Origin of the sequence: Anaerococcus sp. NML200574, from assembly GCF_026131665.1 — a bacterium.
Lineage (GTDB): Bacteria > Bacillota > Clostridia > Tissierellales > Peptoniphilaceae > Anaerococcus > Anaerococcus kampingae.
This window is the reverse complement of sequence record NZ_JAMXSM010000003.1, coordinates 162,951-177,458: the sequence shown is the minus strand read 5'-3', so window position 1 is coordinate 177,458 and position 14,508 is coordinate 162,951. Positions and strand designations below refer to the sequence as shown.

Sequence of the window (14,508 nt, the reverse complement as noted above, 5' to 3'; positions counted from 1 at the left end):
TTATATGAGATACTTGATTCTAAATATTCCTTTACTACTTTCATTTTAAATTCTGTACTATATTTTGCCATTTAAAAACTGACCTCCTTTAGTTAGTTTTTTAGTCTAACTTTTGGGGGTCAGTTCATAAAGAACCGCTTTTTTTATGCCAATTTTTCAACTTTTTGACTTATGTCAAAACTCATGTCTACTGTTATAGTTTTAAAGTTTTCATAATAAACCATTCCTTCTTTAGCACCTTTAGCTTTATTAACATTTTTCTTCTCAGTATAGTCTACATCCACCTTATTTTCACTAGCAACCGAGGAGTTTAGTGCAGCTAGATAGGAAGCAACTATTATATCCTCTTGTTTGATCTTATCAGCTTTTAAAATCACATGAGAACCTGGAAGGTCTTTTACGTGGAACCATAAGTCATCTTTTCTAGCAAGTTTAAGAGTTATATAATCATTTTGTTTAGAGTTTTTACCAACATATATATCAGATCCAATTATAGTCTTAAAATGCATAGGTTTTGACAACTTAACTTTGTTCTTCTTTTTAGTCTTTCTTTTAATAAGTTTATTATCAATCATTTCTTCTCTGATTTCATTTAAGTCAGATATTGAGCTAGTTCTATTAATGAAATCATAAAGTTGTTCTAGATAATTTAATAATTCTTCTTGTTTTGGTAAATCTTTTTTTGCATAGCTTACAGACGATTTTATTTTCTTAGCTCTATTATAATAATCATTAATATTATCCCATGGAGATCTCATAGGATCTAAACTAATTTTAATAGCTTTATTATCGTTATAAAAATCCTGCAAGACTACTTCTTTAGATTTTTCTTCAATCCTATATTGGTTAGCTGCTAGTAAGTCAGCTTTTTTCCTAGCTTCATCAGCACTTTGTAACTTTGAGATATTATTATTCAGAATATTAATTTTTTTATTGACTGATTTTTTATGACTAGAAACTTTCTTTAACAATTCAGACTTCATCTGATCTAACCTATCATTCGCTTTATTTAAAGAATAAAAATCATCTATAGCTTGGCTCATAAATTCATATTCATTTTCTTTAAAATTTAATTGTGTTAATTTCAGACAATGAAATTCTTTAATTTTTTTATCATCCCTATAATCAAAAGCTAACAAATTTCCCTTAATAATATCATCTCTAAGCTCTAAAAACAATGTGTTTAGCCTACTTTTCTCATCTTCACTTACAAGACCCCAATTTATTCTAGGGTCAATACCCGCCCTATAAATTAATTCTTTTCCAACTATAGGAGAAAAACCCTCGTAGTTTTGATAAAATAATTTAAAAGGTACTTGGCTATCAGGAATATTTTTATCTAGGCTAAGGATATCTAGATTAAAGTTATCATCGGTTATATCAATCTTGTCACTTGGTATTCTTTGATATTCTAAAGACGGGAATATCTCTCTAATAGAAGACATTTCCTGGTTTACTCTTTTTATTGCATCAATTATCTTATAGGATTCGTTAGTCAAAATAATATTTGAGTGTCTACCCATAATTTCAATAATAATCTTCTTGCTAGTGTCAAATCCCATTTCATCAATAGATCCTACAGATATTTCTACAATTCTATCAAGACCTATTTGTTTAATATCTAGAATCTTGCCTTGTTTTAGGTGTTTTCTTAAAACCATGCAAAAATTATCAGGAACTTCGGGATTCTCATATTTTTTATTTGTAAAATTAATTCTTGCCTCATTATTATTAGCACTTATCAATAATTTATAAGATTTACCCATTGAATATATATCTAAAACTAAATCATATCTAGAAGGCTGAGAAATTTTTTGAATCTTTCCTCCTAGAATCTCTTTTTTTAATTCGTTTACAATTTTTCTTGTAACTATTCCATCAAAACTCATATTTTCACCTCATTTATATTATACACTAAGATAACATCATACTTGAAGTAAATCTATATAAAAGTAAAATAATTTAAACAAGGGGGAGCGATGAAAAAGGGATTTTTATTGGTAATATCAGGTCCGTCAGGAGTAGGAAAGGGAACTGTCCTTCATGACTTGATGAATACACAAAGTAATTTAGTTTATTCAGTATCAGCAACCACAAGAAAAAAAAGAGATGGTGAAATTGAAGGAGTCAGCTACTTTTATAAGACGCATGAAGAATTCGAAGATATGATTTCAAAAGGTGCTTTCCTTGAATACGCTCATGTCCATAACAATTACTATGGTACTCCCAGAGAATTTGTGGAAAATAAAATTAACGAAGGAAAAATAGTAATATTAGAAATAGATGTCCAAGGAGCTCTTAATGTCAAGAAGAATACTGATAATGGAGTCTTTATTTTTTTGGCACCGCCTAGCTTGCAAGAACTTAAAAGAAGAATTGTAGGTAGGGGTACAGAGACAGACGAAGATATAAATATCAGAATGACTAATGCAAGAAAAGAACTTGAACATATCAAAGATTACGACTACTTAGTAGTAAACGATCACTTAAACTCAGCAATTACTTCAGTAAATGAAATAATCAATGCTGAAAAACACAAAGTTTTTAGAGAAGAAAATATTGAATTTGAGGAGAATTAATGAAAAACCCATCATTTAAAACATTATCAGAAGTAAGCCCAAGTAGATATGAAATTTGTATGATGTGCGCAAAAAGAGCAAGAAGAATAGTAAACGGTTCTGCTCTACTTACAAAAGAAGTCGAAGCAAAACCGGTTACCCAAGCACTTCATGAAATAATTGAAGGCAAAGTTACTAAGAAAAATAGATAAGATGCTTAAGGGCAAAAATATACTTTTAGGAGTAAGCGGAGGAATAGCAGCGTATAAAGTTTTAGACCTCTGCTCAAAGCTAAAAAAGAGAGATGTAAATCTTAAAATAATAATGACAAAATCTGCTACTGAGTTTATAAGTCCCTTGTCTTTCGAAACAATGGGAAGATGCTTGGTATATACCGATTTATTTGAAGGCCACCACGAAATTGTCCACCACATAGAATTAGTAAAATGGGCTGATTTAATGCTCATAGCTCCTGCAAGTGCAAATACTATAGCAAAAATGGCAAATGGTGTTGCTGATAATTTTCTTACCTCATCTTATTTAGCTTGTGATAAGGATGTAATTATTGCACCAGCAATGAACACCAATATGCTTAAGGCAAAGGCTACACAGCGAAATCTAAAGACCTTAGAAGATGATGGAGTAAAGATAATTAAAACTGAGCCAGGTCTACTAGCATGTAATACTGTAGGAGATGGAAGAATGGAAGAGCCATCCGAAATCGTTGACTACTTAGATTCTTATTTTACAAAAAAAGATCTAGCAGGTAAAAAAATAATAGTTACGGCAGGACCTACCATCGAACCAATAGATTTTGTAAGGTACATATCGAATAATTCTAGTGGTAAAATGGGCTATAATATAGCAAATGAAGCTAGAAAACGTGGAGCCTATGTAGTACTTATATCAGGACCCGTAAATCCCTTTAAAGTTAATGGCATAAAGAGAATAGAAGTAAAAACAAATTTAGAAATGAAAAATGCAATCGAAAGAGATTTTAGCAATTCAGATGCTCTTATCATGTCAGCTGCTCCAGTAGATTATAGGTCTAAGTATGTAAGCAATAAAAAATTAAAGAAAACTGGTAATAGCCTCAATCTTGAATTGGTTGAAAATCAAGACATCATAAAATATTTTGGTTCAATTAAGGATAAACAAGCAATTATAGGTTTTGCAGCAGAAACAGATAATTTAATTGAAAATGCTAGTAAAAAATTAAATGAGAAAAATCTTGATTATATAATAGCTAATGACTTAACAAAATGGGGGGCAGGATTTGATGTAGATACAAATGTTGCATCTATTATATCTAAGGATGAAATCAAAAATTTAGATATAATGCCAAAAAGTGAGCTAGCAAATAAAATACTGGATTTGTTAAGGTGATATATTGTACGCAAAAGTAATTATTGATAGTAAGAGCCGATTTTTAAATAGGTCTTTTACCTATCATATACCAGAAAAATTAAATAATAAATTAAAAAGAGCAATGAGAGTCTTAGTGCCATTCGGTAAGGGCAATAAGACTAGCGTTGCTTTTGTTTATGAGATTGTTGATAAACTTGATGAGGATTTTAAGACAAAAGATATTATATCTATCATTGATGAAAATAAGCTAATTGAAGATGAATTAATCGACCTAGCTTTCTATATGTCAAAGACATATCTTTCTCCAATTCAGCTATCTTTAAAGCAAGTTTTGCCACCAACTAGGATCGATAAAATAAACACTTATTTCCAAACAAAAAAAAGCAGCGATGATGAAATACTAAAATTTTTATCACGCAAAAGATCTAAAGAAGAATTTGTCAAAAAGTTTCCAGATAAATTAGATAAACTTTACTCCTATTTAGAAAAAGATATGGTAAAGCTTATATATGATGCTAAAGATAAACATAAAGTATCCTACGATACCTTTATTAAGCTTATAGATAATAAAGCTTCACTGCCTAAAAATGCTAAAAAACAAATAGAAATTGTATCATATCTTAAGGAAAATGGTACAAGTGAACAAAAAATCCTTTTACAGGCCACCTCTGCAAGTAATTCATCGATAAAATCTCTAGAAGATAAAAATATTATTGAAAAATTTGAAAAAGAAAGTGAAAAATCCCTAATAGTCGACCACGAAGACTACAAAAGCCATGTTTTAAATGAAGAGCAAGCAAAGGCTTTTAACAAAATAGAGTCAAAAGCTAGTGGTAAATATTTGTTATTCGGTGTAACAGGATCTGGTAAAACAGAAATATTTTTACAAGTTGTAGAAGAAACTATTAAAGAAGGTAAAGAAGCCATCATTTTGGTCCCGGAAATTTCCCTAACACCTCAAACCATAGAGAGATTTGTGGGTAGATTTAAACAAAAAATAGCAATTATGCACTCAAGGCTAACTCCAAAAGAAAGATTTAACCAATGGCGAATGATAAAAAATGGTGAAGTAAAAATAGCCATAGGAGCCAGATCAGCAATCTTTGCTCCATTTAATAATTTGGGCGCCATAATAATAGATGAAGAACATGACAAATCATATATATCAGCCCAAGATCCAAAGTATCATACAAGTGATATAGCAAACTTTAGAGCAAACTACCAAAATGCCAAACTAATACTAGCATCAGCTACACCATCGATAAATACGATGAAAGATGCTATGGATGGAAAATATGAAATCTTAACTCTCAAACAAAGGGTAAATAAAGTCATGCCTGAATTATCAATTATCGATATGAGGGAAGAGCTTAAAAATTCTAATTATTCTATGCTTTCATTGAGATTACAAGAAGAAATAAGAAAAAATCTAGAAAACCATGAACAAACAATTTTATTTCTAAATAAAATAGGACATGATTCCTTTACTTTTTGTAGATCTTGCGGTTATGTCGTAAAGTGTGAAGCCTGCGATGTCGCAATGACATATCATAAAAATGTTAATAAACTTGTCTGCCATTATTGCGGTCGAACAAAAAACCAAGTTACTATTTGCCCAAATTGCCACTCAAAAAAAATCAAAGAATTTGGAGCTGGTACCGAAAAACTAGAAGAGGAAGTAAGGTCCTTATTTAAGGGGGCAAATATCCTCAGAATGGACTCTATGGTTGCAACCAACAGAGCCAAATACGATCAAATGTATAAAAATATGAAAAATGGTAATATTGATATACTTCTTGGAACGCAAATGATAGCTAAAGGTCTTGACTTTGAAAATGTAACCTTAGTAGGAATAATAGCAGCTGATCTTTCCTTAAATGTAGGAGATTTTTCTGCTCAAGAAACAGCCTTCCAGCTCCTAACCCAGGTATCTGGAAGGGCAGGAAGGTCATCTAAATTAGGACGAGCGATAATTCAAACCTATAAACCAGATAATTTCGTTATACAAGCTGTTAAAAATAATGACTATTCAAGCTTTTTAAAAAGCGAGCTAAATATAAGAAATGCCTTTGCCTACCCACCCTATAAAAATTTGATATCTATTAGGGTAGTAAATAGCGATAGGGTAAGAGCAGTAGAAATTTCAAAACAAATGACTGATACACTAAGAGACGTAAACAAACAACTTTTAGATGTTGAAATAATCGGACCTAACCCATGTAAGATATCAAGAATAAATAATAAATTCAGGTATAATATTCTTATAAAGGCCTCAGATAAGGACCTTGATGAAGTTAGAGACCATATAAAGTGGATAAGAAATGATTTTATAAACGAATATAAAGATACATCTTTTATAGTTTCTATCAATCCGGCTAATATAAATTAAGGAGTATAAATGTTTGATTTTTTAAGAAGAAAAAAGAAAAAAGATAAAATTGAAAAAAAAGAAGAAATAATAGATGAAAAATCAGAGTTAGAATCCATTGAGGATAAATCTGATAATGAAGAATCTGAAACCATTGGTAATAATCTAGATAATGATGATTTCAATGCCTATAATTCTTATAATGAATACAACAAATTCAATACTGAAGAAGAAATTCAAAACCAAGAGAAAAAGACTGAGGATAAAGAAAAGTCAGGAAGATTCATTGATTTAACAAAAGATGAGAAAACATCAGAATCCATTTCAAATTCCAACGAAGATGAGAAAGTATCAGATTCTATAGGAGATAATGAACCTACAGAAAAAAGTGAATCAATCTTTGAAAGGCTAAAAAAAGGTCTTACAAAAACAAGAGATAATTTCACATCAAATCTGAAAAACTTATTCACAAGGAATGTTAAAATCGACGATGATTTATATGATGACCTAGAAGAAATTTTAATATCTGCTGACATTGGAATGACATCAACAGTTGATATTGTTGATACACTAAGGGATGAAATAAAGAAAAGATCAATAAAAGAAAGTGAGCAAATCTATCCTCTTCTTAAAGAAATAATGATTAGCAAACTAGATGAGAACAATCTTGATAATTCAATCACCTATAAGGAAGGTGATTTAACTGTTATCCTAGTCATAGGAGTAAATGGAGTAGGTAAAACAACAACAATAGGCAAACTCGCTAATAATTTCAAAAAAGAAGGCAAAAACGTAATGCTTGCCGCTGCTGATACATTTAGAGCAGCTGCAATTGAGCAATTGGGTGAATGGGCTCAAAGAGCTAATGTAGAGATGATTGCTGATAAAGAAGGGGCTGATCCATCTGCAGTAATATTTGATGCTATTAAATCTGCAAGAAGCAATGATGTGGATGTTCTTATATGCGATACAGCTGGTAGGCTTCATAATAAGAAAAATCTTATGCAGGAGCTTGATAAAATAAATAGAACTATTGACACCCACGCGGTCAATGCCCATAGGGAAAATCTTTTGGTTCTAGATGCAGCAACTGGCCAAAACGCAGTAAGTCAGCTAAGAGAATTTAAAAATGTTACGGATATAACTGGTCTTATCCTAACAAAACTTGATGGTACAGCCAAAGGAGGAGTAATATTTCCTCTACAAGTAGAAGTTAAAGTACCAGTCAAATATATAGGAGTTGGTGAAGGAATAGACCACTTACAAAAATTTGATTCAAAATCTTTTGTAGAAGCTATGTTTTAATGTTGAAATATAGGTTTTTAGGGGTATATTATATCAGTACTACAACAATCACACTTAGGGATGCTTATATCGTTGCCTATTAGGTTATATAAGCAGTTGAAGTAAGTGGAAGAACAAACGGAGGTAAATATGGCAGTAGTTTCAATGAAAAAATTATTAGAAGCCGGTGTACACTTTGGACACCAAACTAGAAGATGGAATCCTAAAATGGCAAAATACATCTTCACAGAAAGAAATGGTATCTATATAGTTGATCTTCAAAAGACAGCTAACCAAATAGAAGATGCTTACAAAGCTATTAGAGATATAGTAGCTGATGGAGGTAAGGTTCTATTTGTAGGTACAAAAAAACAAGCACAAGACTCTATCCAAACTGAAGCAAAGAGATCTGGTCAATACTATGTATCTCACAGATGGTTAGGTGGAATGCTTACAAACTTCAAAACAATAAGAAAAAGTGTAGAAAAACTTCAAAGATATGAAAAGATGGAAGAAGATGGAACATTTGATCTTCTACCTAAAAAAGAAGTTCTACAATATCAAAAAGAAATGGATAAACTAGAAAGAAACCTTGGCGGTATCAAAGATATGGTTGAACTACCAGATGTATTATTCGTAGTTGATCCAGGTGAAGAATCTATAGCTGTACATGAAGCTAAAATTCTTGGAATCCCAGTAGTTGCAATTGTCGATACAAACTGTGACCCAGATTTAGTTGATATTGCAATACCAGGAAACGATGATGCAATAAGAGCTGTAAAGCTTATAACATCAGTTATGGCAGATGCTGTAATAGAAGCTAATCAAGGTAACGAATTTGACCCATCAGCAGACGAGGAAGCATTTGAAGACGATGCTGAAGAAGCTGATGATTCTATAGAAACTAAAGAAGAAGTTTCTGAAGAAGAACTAAAAGAAGCAGCTGAAGAAATTGAAACACAAGCTTTCGAAGAAAACGAAGCAGAATAATAAAGGGGTAAAAGATGGCAATTAGTGCAAAATTAGTAAAAGAATTAAGAGAGAGATCTGGCGCTGGAATGATGGACTGTAAAAAGGCCCTTGAAGAAGCCGGCGGTGACATCGATAAGGCTCAAAAAATCCTTAGAGAAAAAGGTCAAGCTACACTAGACAAAAAAGCAGGTAGAATTGCTGCTGAAGGTGTTATTGGTTCTTACATCCACAATGATAAAATTGGTGTAATTGTAGAAATCAATACTGAAACTGATTTCTCAGCAAACACAGATTCTGTTAAGCAATTTGCTAAAGACCTTGCTATGCACATTGCTGCAAGCAATCCTAAATATATATCAGAAGCAGATGCTGACGAAGCAGATGTAGCTGAACAAAAAGAAATCCTAATCAAACAAGCTATGAATGAGGCAAATGAAAATATGCCAGAAGATAAAAAACAAATGATAGCTGAGAAAAAGGTTGAAGGAAGACTTAAAAAATGGTTCTCTGAAGTATGCCTACTAGATCAAGCATTCATTAAAAATCCTGATCAAACAATAGAACAATTACTAAGAGATACAGCTAATGGTGTTGGAGAAAACATCAAAATTAGAAGATTTGCTAGATTTGAAGTAGGCGAAGGTCTTGAAAAGAAAGAAGAAGACTTCGCAGCAGAAGTAGCAGGTCAAATGAACCTATAATTTAATATTAGGAGATTATATCTCTAATAAATCTCTCATAAGGTGTAGAATAATGCCTTGTGAGAGATTTTTTTATTAAATAATATAAGCTTAGGCCTCTAAATTCAGCCTAAATAGTATAAGAATCTTATGACCGTTGATCTTCACCAATCTAAGTAACGAATTATTTAAATGATAAATTAAATTAATAGTTGATTTTTTTATCAATAAAGTGTAGTATATATATATATAATTTATTACGATAATGTATTTAAGGAGTTATTATGAAAAACGAAAGTAAAATTAGACTTCCAAATTTATTTGAAGCACTCCTTCCAATATTTACCATGGTAAGTCTAATGATTTATGTCTTTGTAATCGCCAAAAATGGTGAGGAATATATTTATGATGCAGCCCACCTTCCACTTATCTGCGGAATTATGGTAGCTTCTCTTGTAGGTCTAATGTGTGGAAGAAGCTTTAGAGAAATGCTTGATGGAATGATAGATAGAATTAGAACAACTCTAGATGCCATTTTAATATTATTAACTGTTGGTTTATTAATATCATCCTTTATGATTTCTGGAACGATACCTGCCCTAATCTACTATGGTTTAGAGTTATTAAATCCAAAACTTTTTCTACCAATTGGGTGTATAATAACAGCTCTTGTCAGTCTGTCATGTGGATCATCTTGGACTGCAACAGCTACAATAGGTATAGCCTTTATGACTATAGGCCAAGGCCTTGGAATAAATCCTGCAATAACTGCTGGCATGGTAATATCAGGAGCTTACATTGGAGATAAATTTTCTCCATTATCAGATACAACGAACCTTGCAGCTGGTGTTGCTAAGACAGGATTATTTGATCACGTAACAGCAATGGTTTCTACAACAGGCCCTGTATTTATAATCTCCCTTATCCTTTATAGCCTAATAGGACTTAGGGCTAATGTTGTAAACTATGATCCAAATATAGCTGAAGGAATAAAAAGTGCACTCGTAAGCAATTTTAATTTAAATCCACTAGTTCTTTTGCCAATATTATTAATTATTTTACTTTGTGTTTTAAGAATTGAAGGTCTTGCTGGAGTAATTATTTCTGTATGCGTTGGCTTAGTATTTTCAATGATTTTTCAAAAGCAAAGATCACTTGCTGAAATATTTACTATCCTTCACTACGGACCAAGTATAGAAACGGGAAACGACTTTGTAGACAAGGCACTTGCAAAAGGAGGAATGGATAATCAAATGTGGACAGTTAATCTCATACTCCTGGCAGTTTCATTTGGAGGAGCATTAGAAAAAGCTGGTATAATTGAGAAACTTTTCTCTCACTTAAAAGAAAAAATTGATACAGTTGGTGGTCTAGTAGGTTTAACCATGCTTACATCAATTTTCTGTGATGCTACCATGTGTGACCAATTTTTAGGAATTGGAGTACCAGCTCCTTTATACGAAGATAAGTACGATGAACTTGGACTTTCTCGTAATATGTTATCAAGAACTCTAGAAGATGCAGGCACCCTATGGGCTGTAATGTTTCCTTGGACTGCTTGCGGTGCATACCAAATGAAAACTCTAGGTGTAAGCCCTATAAACTTCTTCCCTTTTGCATTTGTAAATCTTCTAAATCCAATTTATGCTCTAATTACAGCAATGTTTAAAAGAAATATCTTTTGGGCAGATGGTTCTTATACAAACCTATTTGGTAAAACAAAAATGAAAAAAATAGCAAAAGCACCTGAAGACTCATTAAAATTCGCCTTGGAACAGTTAGATAAATTAAGAAAAACTGGGAAAGCACCTCAATTAAATTAAAATACTTAATATAGAGAGCCTTGTGCTCTCTTTTTTTATAAAAATTTTAAAAGATTGCTTTTTAAAGTATAGTAAAAATGTAAGAAATAACACTTTAAATCATTTGTTAATGATTATATATAAAAAGAAAGGATATTTATGACTATTAAAAATCATCCAACAGAACTAATAGGTAACACACCATTACTAAAGCTTAATTCTCTTAAAAAAGAGGGAAGAGCTGATATTTATGTAAAGGTAGAAAAAAACAATATAGCTGGTTCAATCAAGGATAGGATTGCTCTTTACATGATAGAAGAAGCAGAAAAAAGTGGAGAATTAAAAAAAGGCGGAACAATTGTAGAACCTACTAGCGGTAACACTGGTGTAGCCCTTGCTGCTCTAGCAGCTGCAAAAGGTTACAACTTAATCCTAACTATGCCTGCATCTATGAGTATAGAAAGAGCAAAACTTGCTATGGCATATGGCGCTAAAGTCATAAGAACTACAGAAGGCGCATTACAAGGATCCGTTGATAAAGCTAAAGAATTAGCTGAAGAAAACGGCTATTTCATGCCGGACCAATTTTCAAATCCTGCTAATATCAAAGCACACTATGAAACAACTGGGCCTGAAATTCTAGCTGAAATTAGTCCAGATGCCTTTATAGCAGGAGTAGGTACAGGAGGAACTGTAACAGGAGTTGGTAGAAAATTAAAAGAAGTAAATCCAAGCACTAAAATATACGCTATAGAACCTGCTGAAAGTCCACTTTTATCAGGAGGCAAGGCCAGCGGCCATAAGATCCAAGGTATAGGTGGTAACTTCATACCAAAGAACCTTGATTTTGATATAGTCGATGGAATAGTAGATGTAAAAGGTGATGATGCAATAGAAATGTCTAGATTTTTAGCAAATAATGAAGGATTAGCTGTTGGTATATCATCGGGTGCCAATGTTAAAGGCGCTATAGAGATAGCAGATAAATTAGGAGAGGGGAAAGTTGTGGTAACTGTTCTACCTGATACGGGTGAGAGATATCTATCAACTGAGTTATACGGAAATGTTAAATTATAACCAATATAAAGAAGAATTAATAGAAAACGCCCTAAAAAAAGATCCAGCATTAAAGAGTAAAGAGGAGGCAGTCCTCTTCTCTGCTGGAATTAAGGCTCTACTAGCCCATTATATTGCTCATAATTTATATCTAGAGGGTAAATTGTATGAGGCAGAGGAAACCGCCTATAAAGCTAGAATGGAAACTGGTATTGAAATCCATCCAGGAGCTAAAATAGGACGCAGATGTTACATAGACCATGGAATGGCAACAGTTATTGGAGAAACAGCTGAAATTGGTGATGATGTCTTAATATATCATTCAGTAACTCTAGGCGCAATTACAAATAAAAAAGTTAAAAGGCATCCAACTATCGGTAACAATGTAATGATAGGAGCTGGTGCTGTATTGCTAGGCAATATTCACATAGGAGATAACAGCATGATTGGGGCAAACTCTGTTGTTCTTACTGATGTTCCAAATGATTCAACTGCAGTTGGCTCTCCTGCAAGGATAATACCTCACAAAAAGTAGCTTAGGCTGCTTTTTTTATTTCAAATGAAAACTATTTCGTATAATTATAAAAATCGGGTATAATAATTATTGGAATGAATTTTCCATATTATTGGAGGTGATATGATGTTTGATAATTTAAATCCAATAGTTGTTCTCATCATAGTTGTCGCCTTCGTATTGTTAGCTTTTTATTTTGGCTATCTTTATCGTAAGAAAATTGGTGAATCTAAGATTGGTAGTGCCGAAAATTTAAGTAGGCAAATCATAGATGACGCTAATAAACAAGCAGAAGCATTAAGAAGAGAAACTCTAATCGATGCTAAAGATGAAATATCAAAGTTGAAATCTGAAAATGAAGAAATGCTAAATCAAACAAGAGCCGAACTTAACAAAAGAGAAGCACGTTTGATAAAGAAAGAAGAAAGTTTAGACAATCGATCTTTATTGATTGACAAGAAGTCTGATCAAATCTCTAGTGATCAGAAAAAATTGAAACAAAAAGAAGAAAGAATTGACAAGTTAATAGAACAACAAGAGTTGGAGCTACAAAATATCGCTGGACTAACCAACAATGAAGCTAAAGAAATTATATTAGCTAGAGTAAAATCAGAGACAATTCACGAATCAGCTAGAATGATAAAGGAAGCTGAAGAAAGAATTAAATCTGAAAGTAAGAAGATTGCAACAGAAATATTAGCTACCACTATCCAAAGATTTGCCCCAGAGCAAGTTTCAGAGAATACAGTATCTGTAATCTCCCTTCCAAAAGATGAAATGAAAGGTAGAATTATAGGTCGTGAAGGTAGAAATATAAGAGCTTTCGAACAAGCATCAGGAGTAGACCTTATAATAGATGATACTCCAGAAGCAGTAGTGATATCATGTTTTGAACCTGTAAGACGCGAAATAGCCAAAGTTGCACTAGAGAAGTTAATTCAAGATGGAAGAATAAATCCATCTAGAATTGAAGAAATGCTTCAAAAGGCTACAGACGAAGTAGAAGCTAGAATCATAGAAGATGGTGAGGCAGCTGCAGAAAAAGTAGGAATAATGAATCTTCATCCACAGTTAATAAGGCTGGTGGGCAAGATGAAATTTAGAACATCCTACGGTCAAAATATCTTGAATCACTCTGTAGAAGTAGCGCTCTTAGCTGGAATGCTAGCTGAAGAAATAGGTGCCGATGCTCAATTAGCTAGACGTGGTGGGTTGCTACACGATCTTGGAAAAGCTATAGACCAAGAACAAGAAGGTACACACATCACACTGGGTGTGGAAGCAGCTATTAAATACGGCGAAAACAAATACGTAGTTAACGCTATAGAATCACATCATGGAGATGTTGAACCAAATTGCGTTGAATCAATCCTAGTTCAAACAGCAGATGCAATAAGCGCTGCTAGACCAGGTGCTAGACGTGAAAGTCTTGAAAATTATATCAAGAGACTTGAGAATCTAGAAAAAATTGCAAATTCATTCGATGGTGTTGAAAAATCATTTGCTCTACAAGCTGGTAGAGAGCTAAGAATATTAGTCAAACCAGACAAGGTATCAGATGACGAAATGGTTGTAATAGCTAGAGATATTGCAAAGAAAATCGAAAATGAATTAGAGTATCCAGGTGAAATCAAAGTGAACTTATTAAGAGAGTCCAAAGCGATAGATTTTGCAAAATAATGTTTAATTAATTATTTAAACAAACTGCCAAGTGATTTGGCAGTTTTTTAGTGGAATTTTAAAGGTATAAATACACCATTAAAAATTTAAAATCGCTTAGAAGTCAAAATAGAGCGTGTATATTTTCAATCTCTAATGAAAATTAGTTTTAAGGATTTTAACTTGAAAAAATAAAAAAATTCAAATCTAAGTTCCAACTTGATCAAAGTTTAAATTACAAATGATA

12 protein-coding genes are annotated in these 14,508 nt (G+C 32.5%); 11 read left to right on the top strand and 1 reads right to left on the bottom strand.

Going from position 1 to position 14,508, the window contains the following annotated elements:
* Nucleotides 1-143 precede the first annotated feature (143 nt).
* Nucleotides 144-1,889 (bottom strand): NFACT family protein, encoded by a 1,746-nt coding sequence (locus NH286_RS02785; protein WP_265213233.1) that lies wholly within the window; start codon nt 1,887-1,889, stop codon nt 144-146.
* 90 nt (nt 1,890-1,979) lie between these two features.
* Here NH286_RS02785 and gmk point away from each other — a divergent pair, with 90 nt between their 5' ends.
* The 11 genes from gmk (at nt 1,980) to rny (ending at nt 14,282) form a co-directional block, all read left to right on the top strand.
* Entirely contained in the window at nt 1,980-2,579 is a 600-nt protein-coding gene (gene gmk / locus NH286_RS02780) for a guanylate kinase (protein ID WP_106460270.1), read from the top strand.
* Nucleotides 2,579-2,770: a DNA-directed RNA polymerase subunit omega gene (gene rpoZ, locus NH286_RS02775; protein WP_265236665.1), complete on the top strand. Its 192-nt coding sequence runs from the start codon at nt 2,579-2,581 to the stop codon at nt 2,768-2,770. The genes gmk and rpoZ overlap by 1 nt, the downstream gene beginning before the upstream one ends.
* A gap of 1 nt (nt 2,771) precedes the next feature.
* A complete protein-coding gene (gene coaBC / locus NH286_RS02770) occupies nt 2,772-3,944 on the top strand; it encodes a bifunctional phosphopantothenoylcysteine decarboxylase/phosphopantothenate--cysteine ligase CoaBC (protein WP_265236669.1) in 1,173 nt (390 codons plus the stop codon).
* Between the two features lie 4 nt (nt 3,945-3,948).
* The gene (gene priA / locus NH286_RS02765) at nt 3,949-6,315 is read left to right on the top strand and encodes a primosomal protein N' (RefSeq protein ID WP_265236663.1); all 2,367 of its coding nucleotides are present in this window, start codon (nt 3,949-3,951) and stop codon (nt 6,313-6,315) included.
* 9 nt (nt 6,316-6,324) lie between these two features.
* Nucleotides 6,325-7,599, top strand: a complete 1,275-nt coding sequence (gene ftsY, locus NH286_RS02760) for a signal recognition particle-docking protein FtsY (RefSeq protein WP_265236661.1) — start codon at nt 6,325-6,327, stop codon at nt 7,597-7,599.
* 129 nt (nt 7,600-7,728) lie between these two features.
* Nucleotides 7,729-8,568 (top strand): 30S ribosomal protein S2, encoded by an 840-nt coding sequence (gene rpsB / locus NH286_RS02755; protein WP_265236659.1) that lies wholly within the window; start codon nt 7,729-7,731, stop codon nt 8,566-8,568.
* 14 nt (nt 8,569-8,582) lie between these two features.
* Complete coding sequence (gene tsf, locus NH286_RS02750) at nt 8,583-9,251, top strand: translation elongation factor Ts (protein ID WP_265213226.1); 669 nt, start codon at nt 8,583-8,585, stop codon at nt 9,249-9,251.
* Between the two features lie 263 nt (nt 9,252-9,514).
* The gene (nhaC, locus tag NH286_RS02745; protein ID WP_265236657.1) at nt 9,515-11,053 is read left to right on the top strand and encodes a Na+/H+ antiporter NhaC; all 1,539 of its coding nucleotides are present in this window, start codon (nt 9,515-9,517) and stop codon (nt 11,051-11,053) included.
* A 138-nt stretch (nt 11,054-11,191) separates the two neighbouring features.
* Entirely contained in the window at nt 11,192-12,109 is a 918-nt protein-coding gene (gene cysK, locus NH286_RS02740; protein ID WP_106460263.1) for a cysteine synthase A, read from the top strand.
* Nucleotides 12,096-12,623 (top strand): serine O-acetyltransferase EpsC, encoded by a 528-nt coding sequence (gene epsC / locus NH286_RS02735; RefSeq protein ID WP_106460262.1) that lies wholly within the window; start codon nt 12,096-12,098, stop codon nt 12,621-12,623. Before cysK ends, epsC begins: the two co-directional genes overlap by 14 nt.
* 102 nt (nt 12,624-12,725) lie before the next feature.
* A complete protein-coding gene (rny, locus tag NH286_RS02730; RefSeq protein WP_106460261.1) occupies nt 12,726-14,282 on the top strand; it encodes a ribonuclease Y in 1,557 nt (518 codons plus the stop codon).
* The last annotated feature ends 226 nt before the right edge of the window (nt 14,283-14,508 follow it).